This is a genomic window from Streptomyces sp. NRRL B-1140 (assembly GCF_001280065.1).
In the GTDB taxonomy this organism is placed as follows: domain Bacteria; phylum Actinomycetota; class Actinomycetes; order Streptomycetales; family Streptomycetaceae; genus Streptomyces.
Map to the genome: position 1 here is coordinate 547,005 of NZ_LGEA01000091.1, position 16,627 is coordinate 563,631.

17 protein-coding genes are annotated in these 16,627 nt (G+C 72.3%); 13 read left to right on the forward strand and 4 right to left on the reverse strand.

Translation table 11 applies throughout. From position 1 onward, the window contains the following. The first annotated feature begins 65 nt into the window (after nt 1-65). From ADK65_RS14350 to ADK65_RS14385, 8 genes are all read left to right on the forward strand, one after another. Nucleotides 66-1,070, forward strand: coding sequence for an alpha/beta hydrolase (locus ADK65_RS14350; protein ID WP_053670464.1), 1,005 nt, complete (start codon nt 66-68; stop codon nt 1,068-1,070). After that, nucleotides 1,063-2,274: an acyltransferase family protein gene (locus ADK65_RS14355; RefSeq protein ID WP_053670465.1), complete on the forward strand. Its 1,212-nt coding sequence runs from the start codon at nt 1,063-1,065 to the stop codon at nt 2,272-2,274. The genes ADK65_RS14350 and ADK65_RS14355 overlap by 8 nt, the downstream gene beginning before the upstream one ends. Beyond that, nucleotides 2,267-3,643, forward strand: a complete 1,377-nt coding sequence (locus ADK65_RS14360; protein ID WP_053670466.1) for a sensor histidine kinase — start codon at nt 2,267-2,269, stop codon at nt 3,641-3,643. The genes ADK65_RS14355 and ADK65_RS14360 overlap by 8 nt, the downstream gene beginning before the upstream one ends. After that, nucleotides 3,640-4,323, forward strand: a complete 684-nt coding sequence (locus ADK65_RS14365) for a response regulator (protein ID WP_053670467.1) — start codon at nt 3,640-3,642, stop codon at nt 4,321-4,323. The genes ADK65_RS14360 and ADK65_RS14365 overlap by 4 nt, the downstream gene beginning before the upstream one ends. Nucleotides 4,324-4,424: 101 nt before the next feature. Further along, entirely contained in the window at nt 4,425-5,765 is a 1,341-nt protein-coding gene (locus tag ADK65_RS14370) for a sensor histidine kinase (protein WP_234352877.1), read from the forward strand. Further along, nucleotides 5,762-6,427 (forward strand): response regulator, encoded by a 666-nt coding sequence (locus ADK65_RS14375; RefSeq protein ID WP_053670469.1) that lies wholly within the window; start codon nt 5,762-5,764, stop codon nt 6,425-6,427. Before ADK65_RS14370 ends, ADK65_RS14375 begins: the two co-directional genes overlap by 4 nt. A gap of 52 nt (nt 6,428-6,479) precedes the next feature. Beyond that, on the forward strand, nt 6,480-7,700 hold the full coding sequence (locus tag ADK65_RS14380) for a cytochrome P450 (RefSeq protein WP_053670470.1): 1,221 nt from the start codon (nt 6,480-6,482) through the stop codon (nt 7,698-7,700). A gap of 148 nt (nt 7,701-7,848) precedes the next feature. After that, nucleotides 7,849-8,448: a Uma2 family endonuclease gene (locus tag ADK65_RS14385; RefSeq protein WP_053670471.1), complete on the forward strand. Its 600-nt coding sequence runs from the start codon at nt 7,849-7,851 to the stop codon at nt 8,446-8,448. A 1-nt stretch (nt 8,449) separates the two neighbouring features. Here ADK65_RS14385 and ADK65_RS14390 read toward each other — a convergent pair whose 3' ends face one another. Beyond that, the gene (locus ADK65_RS14390; RefSeq protein WP_053670472.1) at nt 8,450-9,325 is read right to left on the reverse strand and encodes a diacylglycerol kinase family protein; all 876 of its coding nucleotides are present in this window, start codon (nt 9,323-9,325) and stop codon (nt 8,450-8,452) included. Between the two features lie 186 nt (nt 9,326-9,511). Here ADK65_RS14390 and ADK65_RS14395 point away from each other — a divergent pair, with 186 nt between their 5' ends. Both ADK65_RS14395 and ADK65_RS14400 read left to right on the forward strand, forming a co-directional pair. Next, entirely contained in the window at nt 9,512-10,795 is a 1,284-nt protein-coding gene (locus ADK65_RS14395) for an adenylosuccinate synthase (RefSeq protein ID WP_053670473.1), read from the forward strand. Between the two features lie 136 nt (nt 10,796-10,931). Beyond that, complete coding sequence (locus ADK65_RS14400; RefSeq protein ID WP_053670518.1) at nt 10,932-11,225, forward strand: hypothetical protein; 294 nt, start codon at nt 10,932-10,934, stop codon at nt 11,223-11,225. 9 nt (nt 11,226-11,234) lie between these two features. Here the strand turns inward: ADK65_RS14400 and ADK65_RS14405 are convergent, their stop codons facing one another. The 3 genes from ADK65_RS14405 to ADK65_RS14415 all read right to left on the reverse strand — a co-directional run bounded on the left by ADK65_RS14405 (nt 11,235) and on the right by ADK65_RS14415 (nt 14,205). Beyond that, nucleotides 11,235-11,885 carry a hypothetical protein gene (locus ADK65_RS14405; protein WP_053670474.1) on the reverse strand — a complete coding sequence of 217 codons (651 nt, stop codon included), beginning with the start codon at nt 11,883-11,885 and terminating at the stop codon, nt 11,235-11,237. A 121-nt stretch (nt 11,886-12,006) separates the two neighbouring features. Continuing rightward, the gene (locus tag ADK65_RS14410; RefSeq protein WP_053670475.1) at nt 12,007-12,708 is read right to left on the reverse strand and encodes a GntR family transcriptional regulator; all 702 of its coding nucleotides are present in this window, start codon (nt 12,706-12,708) and stop codon (nt 12,007-12,009) included. 141 nt (nt 12,709-12,849) lie between these two features. Next, on the reverse strand, nt 12,850-14,205 hold the full coding sequence (locus tag ADK65_RS14415; protein ID WP_053670519.1) for an aspartate aminotransferase family protein: 1,356 nt from the start codon (nt 14,203-14,205) through the stop codon (nt 12,850-12,852). Nucleotides 14,206-14,374: 169 nt separating this feature from the next. Here ADK65_RS14415 and ADK65_RS14420 point away from each other — a divergent pair, with 169 nt between their 5' ends. The 3 genes from ADK65_RS14420 to ADK65_RS14430 form a co-directional block, all read left to right on the forward strand. Beyond that, a complete protein-coding gene (locus ADK65_RS14420; protein ID WP_053670476.1) occupies nt 14,375-14,980 on the forward strand; it encodes a DJ-1/PfpI family protein in 606 nt (201 codons plus the stop codon). Beyond that, nucleotides 14,977-15,435 (forward strand): MarR family winged helix-turn-helix transcriptional regulator, encoded by a 459-nt coding sequence (locus ADK65_RS14425; RefSeq protein ID WP_053670477.1) that lies wholly within the window; start codon nt 14,977-14,979, stop codon nt 15,433-15,435. The genes ADK65_RS14420 and ADK65_RS14425 overlap by 4 nt, the downstream gene beginning before the upstream one ends. A 79-nt stretch (nt 15,436-15,514) precedes the next feature. Next, nucleotides 15,515-16,627, forward strand: a 1,113-nt coding sequence (locus ADK65_RS14430) for a serine/threonine-protein kinase (protein WP_234352878.1), incomplete at its 3' end; no start/stop codon positions are given.

Genomic DNA, 16,627 nt, shown 5'->3' on the forward strand with positions numbered 1-16,627 from the left:
TGCCGCGCTCCGTAACTTCCCTTCCACGCAGACCCGATGGCCGGGTGCGCTGGAGGGGGACGACCATGGGGTCCGCACCGCAGTACCGCCGTGCCGGCGACGGCGGCAGGCGCCGCGCCGGCCGATGGCGCCGCGCCGCGCTCGCGGCCCTCATCACCGGTGCGGTGGTCGTCCCGCTGTCCGGGGCCGTACGACCGCAGACCCCCGCACCGGCCCCCGCCAACCTCGCCCCCCTCACCGCGTCGACGCTCGACGAGGCGTACGCGGCCAACCGGGCCAACGCCGCCGAGGCGGCCCGTACGGCCGCCGCCCACCACGACCGGGACCGCGCCGCGACGGACCGTCGTCTGGCCGCACCGACCCGGCACCTCCTGCGGTTCGACGGCCGCGGCTCCGGCCGGGTGACGGAGGTCCTCGGCGACCTCGCCCGGGCCGACCGCATCGCCGTCCTGGTCCCCGGCTCCGACACGAGCCTCGACACCTACGGCCGGTTCCACGCGGCGGCCGCCGCCCTGCACCGGCAGCTCACCCGGCAGGCCCCGGCGGGCACCCGCACCGCGGTCGTGGCCTGGCTGGGCTACGCGACGCCGGGCACGGTCAGCACCACGGTCACCACGACCGGCAGGGCGGAGCAGGCGGCCCCCCGTCTGCGGACGCTGGTCGCCGACCTGCGGGCCATAGCGGGCCCCGGACCCCGCATCTCGCTGCTGTGCCACTCGTACGGCTCGGTCGTCTGCGGCCGTTCCGCCGCCGGGCTCGCCGTCGACGACATCGCGCTCGTCGGCAGCCCGGGCACCGGCGCGGACACCACCGCCGGCCTGCACACCCGGGCCCGTGTCTGGGCGGCCCGGGGTGGTGACGACTGGGTGGAGCACGTACCGCACCTCAGCGTGGACCTGTTCGGCACCAGCGTCGGCTTCGGCACCGACCCCGTCACCCCCGCCTTCGGCGCCCGGGTGTTCGCGGCGGGCGACGCCGGCCACAGCACGTACTTCGAGCCCGGCTCGACCTCCCTGACCAACCTGGCCCGGATCGTCCTGGGCGAGACCAAGGCGGTGACCCATGACTGACATCGGCGTACGCGCCGCCCGGCAGGGAGTGCGCCGGGGCGCCGACCGCATCGGCGCGGCCACCCCGCCCGGCCGCGACCGGGCCGTGGACGCCCTGCGGGCCGCCGCCGTCCTCGGTGTCGTCCTCGGGCACTGGCTCGTCACGGCCCTGGTGTCCGACGGCCGTACCCTGCGCACGGCGAGCCCGCTGCAGCACATGCCGTGGCTGGCACCCGTCTCCTGGACGTTCCAGACGCTCGCCGTGTTCTTCCTGGTCGGCGGCCATGTCGCCACCCGCAGCCACGCCTCGGCCCAGGCCCGTGGAGTGCCGTACCGCCGGTGGCTGACGGCCCGGCTGGCCCGGCTGTTCAAGCCGGTCGCCGCCGTCGTCGGTCTGTGGACGGTCGCCGCCGTCTCGCTGCTGCTGTCGGGCACCGAGTACGGCACGGTCCGCACGCTGGTGAAACTGGCCCTGTCCCCTCTGTGGTTCCTCGTGGTGTTCGCGGCCCTGACGGCGGCGACCCCGCTGCTCACCCGGCTCAACCCGCTGTGGCCGCTGGCCGTCGTCCTGCACGTGGACCTGCTGCGCTTCGGCCTCGGCGGCCCCGCCTGGCTGGGCTGGGTGAACGTGGCGGCCGCCTGGATGGTGCCCTACACGCTGGGCGCGGCCTGGACCCGCGGCGAACTGGAGCGCAGGCGTGCGGGCTGGGTCCTGCTGGGTGCCGGGGCGGCGGCGACCGCGGCGCTCGTAGCGTGGGCGGGCTATCCGGCGGCCATGGTCGGCGTCCCGGGCGAGGCCATGTCCAACCTGTACCCGCCGACCCTGGCCGTCGTCACGTTCGGCCTGGCCCAGTGCGGCGGCGCCCTGCTGCTGCGCGAGCGGCTGCGGCGGGCGATGCGCCGGCCCGTGGCGTGGGCGGCGGTGGCGCTCGTCAACCTCTCCGCGATGACCGTCTTCCTCTGGCACCAGACGGCCCTGATGGCGACCACGGCCAGCGGCCTCCTCGTCGGCCGGCTCCCCGGGCTGCACACGCGGCCCGACGACCTCGGCTGGGTCGGGGCCCGGCTGCTCTGGCTGCCCGTGTTCGCGCTGGCCCTCGCAGTCTGCTGGGCCGCCTTCCGCTCCTTCGAGCGAGACGGCGGCGGCCGGGGCCGCAGGTCGCGGGTGGTGCGGGCGCACCGTCCGTCCGACCGGGGCGCGGCGACGGAGGCGCGTCATGTCTAGGCTGGGCCGTGTGACGGACACGGGGGTGGGCCGCGTGCTGCGGGCACGCGTCGGCGGCTGGCTGCGGATGCTGCGCCAGGACCTGTGGACCCTCCGGGTCGATCCACTGCCGCCGTCCACTTGGCTGCGCTGGCTGCCGCACGGCGTGCTGTGCATGGCCGCGTTCGGGATCACCCTCGGCGGCACGGGCGACATGAACGACAACGGCCATCTGGCCGCCGGTCTGGCCCTCCTGATCGCGGTCGCGCAGGGCGGCGCCGTGGTGCTGGGGCTCTGGCGGCCCGTTCTGGCGTGGTGGGTGGCGTTGGGCGCCTTCCTCGTGGGCGCCGTCACGCTGCGCGGGCAGCTGGGTTTCGACCTGGAGACCTACACATGGCCGTGGACCGCGGCCGGGATCATCGGTCTGCTGCTCGTGCTGCTGCTGCTCGCCCTGCGGGTGCCCACCCGGGCGGCGATAGCGGCACTGGTCGTCACCGCGCTGGTCACGTACGTCCTCGATGGCCTTGTAAGGGGGGTGGATTACGACGCCACGGGCACGATCGCCGTCTCCCTGTCCGCCGTCGTCGTGGTCCTCGGCACCGCCCTGCGCGGCCGCCGCGAGGCCCGCGCGCAACTGGTCGAGCAGACCACCCTCACCGCCGAGGAACGCACCCGGCGCACCCTGCTGGAGGAGCGCAGCCGCATCGCGCGGGAGCTGCACGACGTGGTCGCTCACCACATGTCGGTCATCTCCATCCAGGCGCAGGTCGCCCCGCATCTCGTGGAGAACCCGCCCGACGAGCTCAGGGAGAACCTGGCGGGCATCCGGCAGAACGCTCTGGAGGCCCTGACCGAACTGCGCCGCGTGCTGGGCGTGCTGCGCTCGGAGCACCCCGGGCCGGGGGAGCCGTTCGCCGACGCGGGTGACGAGAGCACACCGCACGCCCCGCAGCCCACGCTCGACCGGCTCGACGCGCTGGTGGAGAACACCCGGGCGGTCGGCCGTGAGGTCGTCACCGACATCACGGGCGAGCGGCGCCCACTGCCGCCCGGCGTGGAGCTGTCGGCGTACAGGATCGTGCAGGAGGCGCTGAGCAACGCCCTGCGGCACGCGCCCGGCGCGAGGATCACGGTCCGTCTCGCCTATGAGCCGGACGGCCTGGAGGTGGAGATCGTCAACGGCCGCCCCACAGGACCGCCCCCGCCGTCGACCGGCGCGGGACACGGACTGCTCGGCATGCGGGAGCGGGTCGCGATGCTCGGCGGCACGATGACGGCCCACCCGTGGCACTGGGACGGCTTCAAGGTCACCGCCTTCCTCCCGGACACCCCGCCCGCCGACACCCCGGGCACCCACCCACCCACCGCACCCCGGAGAAGGACCTCATGACGAGCGGTACCGGCGAACCCATCCGGGTTCTGATCGTCGACGACCAGGCGATGGTCCGGCAGGGCTTCACCGTGCTGCTCGGCGTCCAGCCCGACATAGAGGTCGTCGGCGACGCGAAGAACGGTGAGGGCGGCGTCGCCCTGGCCGCGGAGTTCGCCCCCGACGTCGTCCTGATGGACATCCGCATGCCCGGCATCGGCGGCATCGAGGCCACCCAGCGCATCACCGCCGCCCACCCGGACATCAGGGTGCTGGTCCTGACCACCTTCGACCTGGACGAGTACGTGTACGACGCGCTGCGCGCGGGAGCCTCCGGGTTCCTGCTGAAGGACGCCTCGTCCGAGCAGCTCGCCGAGGCGGTCCGGGTGGTGGCGGCCGGGGAGGCGCTGCTCGCCCCGGTCATCACCCGCAAGCTGATCGCCGAGTTCTCCCGGCTCGACGGCAGGCCCCGCGCCCCGCTGAGGGACCGCGTCGGCGATCTGACCGAGCGGGAGACGGAGGTCCTCTCGCTGATCGCCCAGGGCCTGTCGAACGCGGAGATCGCCCAGCACCTGTTCGTGGCCGAGCAGACGGTGAAGACCCACGTCGGCAGGATCCTGGTGAAGCTGGGCCTCAGGGACCGGACCCAGGCGGCGGTGTTCGCCTACGAGTCGGGGCTGGTGCGGCCGGCGGGCTACTGAGGGGTGCCCCCCCGCTGGGCTCCGTAGTACCTGAGAGGGACCCGGCGGAACCCCTCTCACTGGGGACGACCGGGGCCCTGGACGCGCTTACCGTTCTGTACGTGACCGAGACGACTCACCTACAGACCACGCCACCGGGGGACGGGGCCACACCGCGCAGCCCGGAGTACCGGGTGGCGGTGGACTCCCTGCGCGGACTGCGGCAGGACCTCATGCACGACGCCTTCGCCTACCGGCCGCTGCCGGGCCGGTGCACGGACGGGCGGTTCGCCCGGCGGCTGCCGGGGCGGCTGCGGGAGTACGTGGCCTGGACGCCGCACGCCCTGATCGTCACGGCGGCCCTGATCTCCGCGGCTCTCGCCACCGTCGACACCAGCGGACCCGGGGCGCTGATGGGGCTGTTCTGCGCGGTTCCCGTGCTGCTGACCATGGTGCGGCCGGTGGGGGCGTTCTGGGCGTCCATGGTGTCCACCCCGGTCGTCGCCCTGCTCGGCAGCCGCTGGTTCGAATGGCCGTGGGCGGCCGGCAGCTTCCTCAGCCATCTGACCGTGCTGACGGTGGTGGCGATACGCACCAGGCCCCGCACGGCCGGGTGGATGTGGGTGCTGACGGCGCTGTACGCCATCCTCGCGGACAGCGGCATCGGCCCGACCTCCATGTACGGCAGCAATTCGGCCGCCATGCTGATCCTCTCGGCGCTGATCCTGCTCAGCGTCACCGTCTGGCACATCCGCCGCCACGCCGAGCAGGAAGTCACCGCCCAGCAGACGGTCACCGCCCACGAGCGCTCCCGCCGCACCCTGCTGGAGGAGCGCACGACCATCGCCCGCGAGCTGCACGACGTGGTCGCGCACCACATGTCGGTGGTCGCCATCCAGGCGGAGGCCGCGCCCTACCGGGTGGACAACCCGCCACCGGAGCTGGAGAAGGCGTTCGTCACGATCCGGGAGAACGCGGTGGCGGCGCTGACCGAACTGCGCCGCGTGCTGGGTGTCGTCCGCGCCGAGGACTACGAGGCCCCGGACGCCCCGCAGCCGACGCTCGCCGACCTGGAGCGGCTGCTGGCCAATGTGCGGGAGGCCGGGCTGGCCGTCGACAAGGTGGTGACCGGCGCGGTGCGCGAGCTGCCGCAGGGCGTGGAGCTGTCGGCGTACCGGATCGTGCAGGAGGCGCTGAGCAACACCCTGCGGCACGCGCCGGGCGCGACCGCCCGGGTGGAGCTCGGGTACGTGCTCGGCGGCCTGGGGCTGCGCATCGTCAACGGCCCGCCGCCGAACCCGAGCCTGATCAAGCCCTCGCCCGGCGCGGGGCACGGCATCACCGGCATGCGGGAGCGGGTGTCGATGCTGGACGGGGAGATGACGGCGGGCCGCAGCGACGACGGAGGCTACGAGGTGGCGGTGTTCCTGCCGGTCGCCCTGCCGGACGAGGGCGGCTCATGACCATCCGGGTGCTGATCGCGGACGACCAGATGATGGTGCGTGAGGGATTCTCGGTCCTGCTGAACGCGATGCCGGACATCGAGGTCGTCGGTGAGGCGGTGAACGGCCGGGAAGCCGTGGCCAAGGTCCGCGAGCTCGCCCCGGACGTGGTGCTGATGGACATCCGCATGCCCGAGCTGAACGGCATCGAGGCGACCCGCGAGATCGTCGCCACCGACGGCGCGGCCAAGGTGCTGGTGCTCACCACCTTCGACCTCGACGAGTACGTGTACCAGGCGCTGCGCGCGGGAGCCTCCGGCTTCCTCCTCAAGGACGCCTCGGCCCGCCAGCTCGCCGACGGGGTGCGTGTGGTGGCCTCGGGGGAGGCGCTGCTGGCGCCGTCGGTGACCAGGCGGCTGATCACCGAGTTCTCCAAGCTCTCCGAGAAGCCGGCCCTGATGCCCTCCGCGCAGGCGGCCTACGGGGATCTCACCGACCGGGAGACGGAGGTGCTGGTGCTCATCGCGCAGGGCCTGTCGAACTCGGAGATCGCGCAGCGGCTGGTGGTCGCCGAGTCGACGATCAAGACACATGTCAGCCGGATCCTGGTGAAGCTCGGCCTCAGGGACCGCACGCAGGCGGCGGTGTTCGCCTACGAGGCACGGCTGGTGACGCCGGGGTGACAGGGGGCGCCGCCCCTGGTCAGAGTGGGGGGTGCCGGGCTAGCGTCCGTTCATGGCAGCTGCTTCCGACCTCGGGTTCGACCCGTGGGACCCGGCGTTCCTCGCCGACCCGTACCCCGCCTACGCCGACCTGCGGGCCCAGGGCCGCGTGCGGTACTTCGAGCCCACGAACCAGTGGCTCGTCGCGCACCACGCGGACGTCTCGGCCCTGCTGCGCGACCGGCGGCTCGGGCGCACGTACCAGCACCGGTTCACGCACGAGGAGTTCGGCCGCACCGCGCCCCCGCCGGAGCACGAGCCGTTCCACACGCTGAACGATCACGGGATGCTCGACCTGGAGCCGCCGGACCACACGCGGATCCGCCGCCTGGTGTCGAAGGCGTTCACCCCACGCACGGTGGAGCGGCTGAAGCCGTACGTGCGCGCCCTGGCCGACGACCTGGTGTCCGATCTGGTCGCGGCGGGCGGCGGCGACCTGCTGAAGGACGTCGCCGAGCCCCTCCCGGTCGCGGTGATCGCCGAGATGCTCGGCATCCCGGAGTCCGACCGGGCCCCGCTGCGCCCCTGGTCGGCGGACATCTGCGGGATGTACGAGCTGAACCCGTCCGAGGACACCGCGGCCAGGGCGGTCCGCGCGTCGGTCGAGTTCACCGACTATCTGCGCGAGCTGATCGCGGCGCGCCGCAAGGAGCCCGGCGACGACCTCGTCTCCGGTCTCATCGAGGCCCACGACGAGGGCGACCGCCTCACCGAGCAGGAGATGATCTCCACCTGCGTCCTGCTGCTCAACGCCGGTCACGAGGCCACGGTGAACGCCACGGTCAACGGCTGGTACGCGCTGTTCCGCAACGAGGCGCAGCTGGAGCTGCTGCGCGCGGACCACACGCTGATCCCGTCCGCGATCGAGGAGCTGATGCGCTACGACACCCCGCTGCAGCTCTTCGAACGCTGGGTCCTGGACGAGATCGAGATCGACGGCACGACGATCCCCCGGGGCGCGGAGATCGCGATGCTGTTCGGCTCCGCGAATCACGACCCCGCCGTCTTCCGGAACCCGTCCGCCCTCGACCTGACCCGCACCGACAACCCCCACATCTCCTTCAGCGCCGGCATCCACTACTGCATCGGCGCACCACTGGCCCGGATCGAGCTGGCGGCGTCGATGGGGGCGCTGCTGGAGAGGGCACCGACCCTGCGGCTCGCGGCGGAGCCGGCGCGCAAGCCGAACTTCGTGATCAGGGGGCTGGAGGCGCTGACCGTGGAGGTGGCATGACCCCTGCCCCGACCCGCACCGGTCACGTCGTCATGTCCCGCCGCCGCAGCCCCGCCGGCCCAGCGGCGGCTCGGACAGGACCATCAGCGCGTTATCAACTGACTACACCGGGTGGCGGATGGCTCGCATCCCATAGGGAGGGCGCATCATGACACTCATGGCAGAGCGACCGTTGATCAGCGGCACCGAGCCCCGAGGTGACTTCGAGGAGCTCCTGGGCCTCCTCGACGAGCTGAACGTGCCCAACGGCTACAAGGCCGAGATCGTCAGGGGGAGCATCGTCGTGTCGCCGTGGTCGAAGGGGTACTACCGCCGCGTCATGCGGCTGGTGTGCAGCCAACTGGAGCCGCATCTCCCCGAAGAGCATGTGATCGAGCGTTCGCCGTTCCTCTACGTCTTCCCGGAGCACGAGCGGGCCTTCGGGCCGGACATCCACGCGGCGCATGAGCGTGTCTTCGAGACCACGAGCACCCACCTCGACGGCGAAGCCCTGTCCCTCGTCGCCGAGCTGACTTCCCCCTCGACCCGTTCCGAGGACCTGACCGACAAGGTCGGCGTCTACGCCAAGGCCGGTGTCCCCGTCTACCTGATCCTCGACATGCAGGAGCGGCAGGCGGTCGTCTACGGGTCCCCGTCGGGGAAGGGGTACGAGCTGCGCCTCTCCAAGCCCTTCGGTGAGAAGCTCGACATCCCGGAGCCGTTCGGCTGCACCCTCGACACCGCCGGATTCCTGCCCCCCGGTGACTGATTCACGACACCGCCGGCACCGTCAGCCCCCACGCGCCCTCCCGCACCACCCACGTCCGGGTCCGCACCGGACCCGACACCACCGTGTCCGCCCGGTAGCGGAAGTGCGCCCCGGACACCGTCACCGTCCGGCCCTGTGCCAGCAGCGGTGAGGCCTCCGCGCCCACCGACACCGGTCTGACCTCCACCGACGCGACCCCCGCCGCGGCCGGTGCGACGGAGACCGCCTCCACCGGCTGGTCCAGATCGACGAGGGTCTCCCCGTCCACCTCGACCCGCAGCCGGGACGGCCCCGGCTCGGGCAGGGCGGCGAGCCGGGACGGGCGGCCCGCCGGAACCAGGGTCCGGACCAAGGACTGGCAGGTCCGCAGCCAGGGGCGGCCCGGGACGTCGTCCGGATCCGGCGCGGCCTCGGCGGTCACTCCGTCCGGCCGCAGCGGCGGTATGCGCAGCGCGCCGAGCACCACCCCGTCGCTGTCGTCGACCATCAGGTCCATGCGCCGCTCGACCCCGTCGAGCACCGCACGCGCAGCGGCCACCGTCCCCGTGGGTATCCCCAGCGACCGGGCCAGGGAATGCGCGCCCCCGACCGGCACCACCGACAGCGGGCATCCGGCCAGCTCCCGGTGGCGGTGCAGCAGCGCCACCGCGCGGATCAGGGTCCGGTCGTCGCCCACCACCACCGGCCGCCGCGAGCCCCGCCGGGCCAGCGCCCGGGCGAATTCGTCCGGCCCGTCCGGCAGGCACAGCTTGATGCCCGCACCCGCGCCGAGCACGTCTTTCGCGATCCGAACGGACTCGCCGTCCGACCTACGGGCGACCGGGTCGACCACCACCAGCAGCTGCTCGGACGTCGCGGAAGTCGCCACCTCGGCCATGCCTCGCTTCCTCGGGTAGCATCTTTGTGCAAGAGCCCCTTGCGCTATTGCGCCAGGGGCTTCGTCTATTCCGGGGCATCCGGTCCGACGGTTGGCGGCCAACGGCGGTCGCGGTGCACGCGGCTGCATATTCTCCGCGTTCGCCCTCGACCATGGACATGCCCCGCCCGGAAGGGGTGTACGCGCGTGCCCGCACTTGTGCTGCTCGGTGCTCAGTGGGGTGACGAAGGCAAGGGAAAGGCCACCGACCTTCTCGGTGGGTCCGTGGACTATGTGGTGCGCTACCAGGGCGGCAACAACGCCGGCCACACGGTGGTCGTCGGTGACCAGAAGTACGCACTGCACCTCCTCCCTTCCGGAATCCTGTCTCCCGGCTGCACGCCGGTCATCGGTAACGGCGTCGTCGTCGACCCGTCGGTCCTGCTCTCCGAGCTGAGCGGTCTGAACGAGCGTGGCGTCGACACGTCCAAGCTCCTCCTCAGCGGAAACGCGCACATCATCACGCCGTACAACGTGACGGTGGACAAGGTGACCGAGCGCTTCCTCGGCAAGCGGAAGATCGGCACCACGGGGCGCGGCATCGGCCCGACCTACGCCGACAAGATCAACCGTGTCGGCATCCGCGTGCAGGACCTGTACGACGAGTCGATCCTCACGCAGAAGGTCGAGGCGGCCCTCGACGTCAAGAACCAGGTCCTCACCAAGCTCTACAACCGCCGCGCGATCGCCGTGGACCAGGTCGTCGAGGAGCTGCTGGGCTACGCCGACAAGCTCGCGCCGTACGTCTCCGACACCGTCCTGGTGCTCAACCAGGCGCTGGAGGACGACAAGGTCGTCCTGTTCGAGGGCGGCCAGGGCACGCTGCTCGACATCGACCACGGCACGTACCCCTTCGTCACCTCGTCGAACCCGACCGCGGGCGGCGCCTGCACCGGCGCCGGCGTGGGCCCGACGAAGATCAGCCGGGTCATCGGCATCCTCAAGGCGTACACGACCCGCGTCGGCGCCGGCCCGTTCCCGACGGAGCTGTTCGACGAGGACGGCGAGGCGCTGCGCCGGATCGGTGGGGAGCGCGGTGTCACCACCGGCCGTGACCGCCGTTGCGGCTGGTTCGACGCGGTCATCGCCCGCTACGCGACCCGCGTGAACGGCCTGACCGACTTCTTCCTCACCAAGCTCGACGTCCTCACGGGCTGGGAGCAGATCCCGGTCTGCGTCGCCTACGAGATCGACGGCAAGCGCGTCGAGGAGCTGCCCTACTCGCAGACCGACTTCCACCACGCGAAGCCGGTCTACGAGATGCTGCCGGGCTGGAGCGAGGACATCTCCAAGGCCAAGTCGTTCTCGGACCTGCCGAAGAACGCCCAGGCGTACGTGAAGGCGCTGGAGGAGATGTCCGGCGCCCCGATCTCCGCGATCGGCGTGGGCCCGGGCCGGGACGAGACGATCGAGATCAACTCGTTCCTCTGAGCCGCCCCGACCTGAGCCGGCCGCCCCTCGTGCACACGGGGGGCGGCCCGCTTTTCTTCCGCCGGGAAGGTTGCCGGGAACGGGCATACGCTGAAGCCGTACCCCCATGCGCGTCGGCCAGGAGAAGGTGAGTGCGATGCGCGTACTGCTCAAGGCGTCCATGGACACGGAGAAGGCCAACGAGGCCATCCGCAACGGCACCCTGGGGAAGCTGATCCAGGAGTCGATGGAACAGATCAAGCCCGAAGCGGCCTATTTCACCTCCGACCACGGCAAGCGCACCGCCTACGTGGTCTTCGACATGCAGGACAGCTGGCAGATGCCGGTCATCAGCGAGCCCTACTTCCTCCAGCTGGGCGCGGAGATCTCCTACACGCCCGTGATGAACATGGAGGACGTGCAGAAGGGCCTGTCCCAGCTCGGACGGTGAACCGCGCCCTCAGCTGAAGACGATCATCGACCCCTGGGCCAGGCTGCGGGTCACGGCCGCGTGCAGTCCGAGCCAGACGTGCCGCTCACGGGCGAACGGGCTCGGATCGTACGGGGCGGGAACGGCGGGTTCCTCCAGTTCCGTCGGGGCGGGCGGGGGCTGGGGGGCCGCCGGGGGGTTCGCCGGGTCGATCCCGATGGCCGGGGCGACCACCTCCAGTTCCCGCAGCAGGGCGTGCGAGGAGCCCAGCGGACCGCCGCCGGCGAGGAGATCGTCGTCGGCGAGCGGCCCGGGGAAGTCGACGGGGACGTAGGCGCCCGCGTGGTCGTAGTGCCAGACCAGGTGCGACTGCTGGGCCGTCGACTCGAACATCTCCAGCAGCTGCTCGTAGTCGCCGCCCAGCTCGTCCACGGGCGTCACCGGCAGGCCGCAGACCTGGAGCAGATAGGCGCGGCGCAGGAAGTGCAGCGCGTCGTAGTCGAAGCCCGCGACCGGGGCGACATCCCCGGACAGCCCCGGCATGTACTGGTACACCGGCACCGGCGGCAGACCGGCCTCGGCGAGCACCTTGTTGTATTGCGCGAGTTCCTCGGCGAAGGGATTGTCCGGCGTGTGGCACAACACGTCGACGAGCGGTACCAGCCACAGGTCACAGGCCAAAGAGGGCTCCTCGCTCAGCGCGGTCTTCGGGTAGCACGGTGGTCAAGAAGGGTAGCGGTGCGCCGCTGTCACGGCGCCCGCCGTGCATGTCCCATACCCATACGGACAGCCGCGACGCGGGTCATCCGGTGGCGAGCCGCTCGATCAGGCTGAGGGAGTGCGTGTTGTACGCGGCGATGATCGCCCGGGCGGCGTCGTTGTCGCGGTCGATCAGGGCGTCGACCAGCCGGGTGTGACCGGCCCACAGCTCGCCGCGCAGATCGGTGAGCCGGCGCAGGTGCTGGACCGCGCAGACCCAGGTCTGCACGCGCAGCCGGTTCAGGAAGTCGGCGAGGTAGGGGTTGCCGAAGCACGCGCCGAGCTCACGCCAGAAGCGCAGGTCGTAGCCGATGAGGACGGTGAGGTCACCGGCCGCGGCGGCCCGCTGGGCCTCCTCGCCGCGCCTGCGGACACCGGCGACGACGGCGGCGTACCGGGGATCGTCCGGCCGCACCGCACCCGGGTGCCCGTCGGTCAGCGCGAGGAACATGCCCTCGATGACGAGACCGCGCGCCTCGATCATGCCGCGGAAGTCGTCGACCGAGTACTCGTGGACCCGGAAGCCGCGATGCTGGTCGGCGTCGAGGAGCCCCTGCGCGGAGAGGTCGACGAGCGCCTCGCGCACCGGCGTCGCCGAGACCCCGTACTGCTCGGCGATCTCCTTGACCGTGAACTCCTGCCCCGGCTGGAGCCGCCCGGCCAGCACCTCGTCACGAAGCGCGTCGGCGATCTGCTGCCGCAGGGTGCTGCGCGTCACGGCGCCGTTGCCGGAGCTGGCGGGCATGGTCGGGCGTCTCCCTCGTCGCGTTCGGGTGGCGTGCGCGTACATGGATGTCTACGAGCACGCCACCTTACGCGTTCGAATAAGGCGCGAGGAGGTCGGTTACTGACGGGTTTACAGGTGTTTACCGTAAGTGTCCGGTGTCTACCGCGTGTGCTCGTCCGCCACCGAAAGCGCCGCGTCCAGCACCGCCAGGCCTTCCTTGAGCTCGGCCTCGCTGATGTTGCAGGGCGGCACGACGTGCGTCCGGTTCATGTTCACGAAGGGCCACAGTCCGCCCTTCTTCGCGGCGGCGGCGAAGGCGGCCATCGGGGCGTTGGCCTCACCGGCCGCGTTGTACGGCACCAGGGGCTCACGCGTCTCGCGGTCGCGCACCAGCTCCAGCGCCCAGAACATGCCGGTGCCGCGCACCTCGCCGACGCTCGGGTGCCGCTCGGCGAGCGCCCGCAGCTCCGGTCCGACGACGTCGGCGCCGAGCCGGGCCGCGTTCTCGACGACGCCCTCCTGCGCCATGACGTCGATCGTCGCCACCGCCGCCGCGCACGCCAGCGGGTGCCCGGAGTACGTCAGGCCGCCGGGGTAGGGCCGCTTGCCGAACGTCTCGGCTATCGCGCCGGAGATCGCGACACCGCCCAGCGGGACATAGCCGCTGTTCACGCCCTTGGCGAAGGTCAGCAGGTCGGGCGTGACGCCGAACAGGTCCGCCGCGAACCACTCGCCGGTGCGGCCGAAGCCGGCCATGACCTCGTCCAGGACGAAGACGATTCCGTACTGGTCGCACAGCTCGCGCACGCCCGCGAGATAGCCGGGCGGCGGGACCATGATCCCGGCCGTGCCCGGGATCGTCTCCAGGATGATCGCCGCGATGGTCGAGGGGCCCTCGAAGCGGATCGTCGTCTCCAGGTGCTCCAGCGCCCGGGCGCACTCCTGCTCCTCGGTCTCCGCGTAGAAGCGGGAGCGGTAGAGGTAGGGCGCCCAGAAGTGCACGACCCCGGCCGTGCCGCTGTCGGAGGCCCAGCGGCGCGGGTCGCCGGTGATGTTCACGGCCTGCTGGGTGCCGCCGTGGTACGAGCGGTACGCCGAGAGCACCTTCGGACGGCCGGTGTGCAGCCGGGCCATCCGGATCGCGTGCTCGACGGCGTCGGCACCGCCGTTGGTGAAGAAGATCTTGTCCAGGTCGCCCGGGGTCCGTTCGGCGATCAGCCGGGCCGCCTCCGAGCGCGCCTCGATGGCGAAGGCGGGCGCGAAGGTCGTCATCCTCGCCGCCTGCTCCTGGATCGCGGCGACGATCTTCGGGTGCTGGTAGCCGACGTTGGTGTAGACGAGCCCGCTGGAGAAGTCGAGGTAGCGGCGGCCGTCGTAGTCCCAGAAGTACGACCCCTCGGCACCGGCGACGGCGAGCGGATCGATGAGCTCCTGAGCGGACCAGGAGTGGAACACGTGGTCACGGTCGGCGGCCTTGACGGCGGCGCCGGCTTCGGGGTTCGGCTGAGGGGTCATGCGGGCGAGCGTAGGCATGGCGGGCGGGGGCGGGAAATCGGCGTGGTGTGTGAGGTCCGGGGGTTTCCGCGACAGGTTGTCGACGGGAAGGTGCGGTGCGGTGCAACCTATTGACAACATGCTGCCTATTCGACAGTATGTTGTCATACAGGGAAGTCGAGGAGGAGCCATGAGCAGCAAGCCCGTCCATCTCGCCGTGTACGACACCCTCGCCGACTGGGAGACCGGCCACGCCACCGCCCACCTCGCCCGCGCCGGCCACGAGATCCGCACCGTCGGCCCGTCCACGGCCCCCGTGCGAAGCACCGGCGGACTGCGTGTCCAGCCCGACCTGGCCCTGGCGGACCTGCGCCCCGAGGACAGCGCGCTGCTGATCCTCCCGGGCGCCGACCTCTGGGACACCACGGACGACCTCGCCCCCTTCGCCCGCACCGCCCGGGCCTTCCTCGACGCGGGCGTCCCGGTCGCCGCGATCTGCGGCGCCACCGCCGGGCTCGCCCGCGAGGGCCTGCTGGACGACCGCGATCACACGAGTGCGATCTCCTTCTACCTGGCCGCGACCGGCTACGCGGGCGGCGGGCGCTACGTGGAGACCGACGCCGTCACCGACGGCAACCTGGTCACCGCCGGCCCGACCGAGCCCGTCGCCTTCGCCCGGGAGGTCCTCCGGCTGCTCGGGGTCCACGAGGGGGAGGTGCTGGACGCCTGGTACCGGCTGTTCCACGACTCCGACGCGGCGGCGTACGGGGTGCTGGAGAAGGCCGGCGCGCTGTGAGCCGGGAGCGGCAGGAGCTGCTCAGCAGCAGCGCCCTCGGGGTGTTCCGGCTCAACGGCCAGTTCCTCGCCGTCGCGGAGGAACTGGCCCGGCCCTCCGGGCTGACCGCCGCCTGGTGGCAGGTGCTCGGCGCGGTCCTCGGCGAACCGCTGCCCGTCTCCGGCATCGCCCGCGCCATGGGCATCACACGGCAGAGCGTCCAGCGCATCGCCGACCTGCTCGTCGGCAAGGGGCTCGCCGAGTACCGGCCGAACCCGGCGCACCGCCGCGCCAAGCTCCTCGCGCCCACGGAGGAGGGGCGTGCGGCCATCGCCCGGATCGACCCCGGGCACGCGGCGTTCGCCGACCGGCTGGCCGAGGCGTTCGGTCAGGAGGAGCTGGCGGAGGCGGTCCGGGTACTGGAACGGCTGTCCAGGGTGCTCGACCAGGTGGGCCCGCCTGTTACGGAACCGTAGGGATTGTCCAGGTCGCCCCGCCCCGGCCCCGCACTATTCTCGGTCTGTTGCTCGCGTGTGGGGGGAAGGCGGCTGAGCGATGGAGAAGCTGGGGCCCGGGGATCCGCAGCAGATCGGTTCGTACCGGTTGCTGGCGCGGCTCGGTGCGGGGGGCATGGGGCACGTGTACCTGGCCCGCTCGGAGCGGGGCCGTACGGTCGCCGTGAAGCTGGTCCGTGAGGAGCTCGCCGCGCAGGAGGAGTTCCGGGAGCGGTTCCGGCAGGAGGTGCGGGCCGCGCGGCGGGTCGGCGGGTACTGGACGGCGCCGGTGCTGGACGCCGACACCGAGGCGGCCGTGCCGTGGGTGGCCACCGGGTACGTCGCCGGGCCGAGCCTGCAGCAGGTCGTCGGGCACGACCACGGTGCCCTGCCCGAGCGGACGGTCCGCATCCTCGCGGCCGGGCTCGCGCACGCGCTCAAGGACATCCACGCGGCCGGCATCGTCCACCGCGACCTCAAGCCGTCCAACGTGCTGGTCACCATCGACGGCCCGCGCGTCATCGACTTCGGCATCGCCCGCGCCCTTCAGACCGTGACGGACGGCGGGCTCACGCGGACCGGCGCGCTCGTCGGATCGCCCGGCTTCATGGCGCCCGAGCAGGTGCGGGGCGACCGCATCACCCCGGCGTGCGACGTCTTCTGCCTCGGCTCGGTCCTCGCCTACGCCGCCACCGGCGTCCTGCCGTTCGGCAGCGCCAACAGCGGCGTGCACGCCCTGATGTTCCGCATCGCCCAGGAGGAACCGGACCTGGAGGGCGTCCCCGAGGGCATCGCCGACCTCGTCCGGGACTGCCTGCGCAAGGACCCCGCCGCCCGGCCCTCCCTCGACCGCGTCCTGCAGCGCACGGGCGCGGACGACACCGTCTCCGACGGCCGCGCCCTCGACCCCTGGCTGCCGAGCGCGCTGGTGGCCCAACTGGGGCGGCACGCGGTGCGCTTGCTGGAGACGGAGGATCCGGAAGGGGAGACAGGGCAGACCCGGCCCGCCGCCGAAGCCGAGCGGGGACCCGTGCGACCGGCCCCCACCGGCCCGCAGGCGGACGGCGGCGCCGGGAAGCAGCCGGGTCCGGTCCCCACGGCCGGCCCCGGCCCCACCCCCGAACACGCCCCCGCCGCCGACGAGTCGGCACCACGCCCCGCCCTGCCCCAAGTC

What these genes read in the sequence shown, in the direction of transcription:
- ADK65_RS14350 (WP_053670464.1), top strand. Translation starts at nt 66, where the DNA reads ATGGGGTCCGCACCGCAGTACCGCCGTGCCGGCGACGGCGGCAGGCGC.
- ADK65_RS14355 (WP_053670465.1), top strand. Translation starts at nt 1,063, where the DNA reads ATGACTGACATCGGCGTACGCGCCGCCCGGCAGGGAGTGCGCCGGGGC.
- ADK65_RS14360 (WP_053670466.1), top strand. Translation starts at nt 2,267, where the DNA reads ATGTCTAGGCTGGGCCGTGTGACGGACACGGGGGTGGGCCGCGTGCTG.
- ADK65_RS14365 (WP_053670467.1), top strand. Translation starts at nt 3,640, where the DNA reads ATGACGAGCGGTACCGGCGAACCCATCCGGGTTCTGATCGTCGACGAC.
- ADK65_RS14375 (WP_053670469.1), top strand. Translation starts at nt 5,762, where the DNA reads ATGACCATCCGGGTGCTGATCGCGGACGACCAGATGATGGTGCGTGAG.
- ADK65_RS14380 (WP_053670470.1), top strand. Translation starts at nt 6,480, where the DNA reads ATGGCAGCTGCTTCCGACCTCGGGTTCGACCCGTGGGACCCGGCGTTC.
- ADK65_RS14385 (WP_053670471.1), top strand. Translation starts at nt 7,849, where the DNA reads ATGACACTCATGGCAGAGCGACCGTTGATCAGCGGCACCGAGCCCCGA.
- ADK65_RS14390 (WP_053670472.1), bottom strand. Translation starts at nt 9,325, where the DNA reads ATGGCCGAGGTGGCGACTTCCGCGACGTCCGAGCAGCTGCTGGTGGTG.
- ADK65_RS14400 (WP_053670518.1), top strand. Translation starts at nt 10,932, where the DNA reads ATGCGCGTACTGCTCAAGGCGTCCATGGACACGGAGAAGGCCAACGAG.
- ADK65_RS14410 (WP_053670475.1), bottom strand. Translation starts at nt 12,708, where the DNA reads ATGCCCGCCAGCTCCGGCAACGGCGCCGTGACGCGCAGCACCCTGCGG.
- ADK65_RS14415 (WP_053670519.1), bottom strand. Translation starts at nt 14,205, where the DNA reads ATGACCCCTCAGCCGAACCCCGAAGCCGGCGCCGCCGTCAAGGCCGCC.
- ADK65_RS14420 (WP_053670476.1), top strand. Translation starts at nt 14,375, where the DNA reads ATGAGCAGCAAGCCCGTCCATCTCGCCGTGTACGACACCCTCGCCGAC.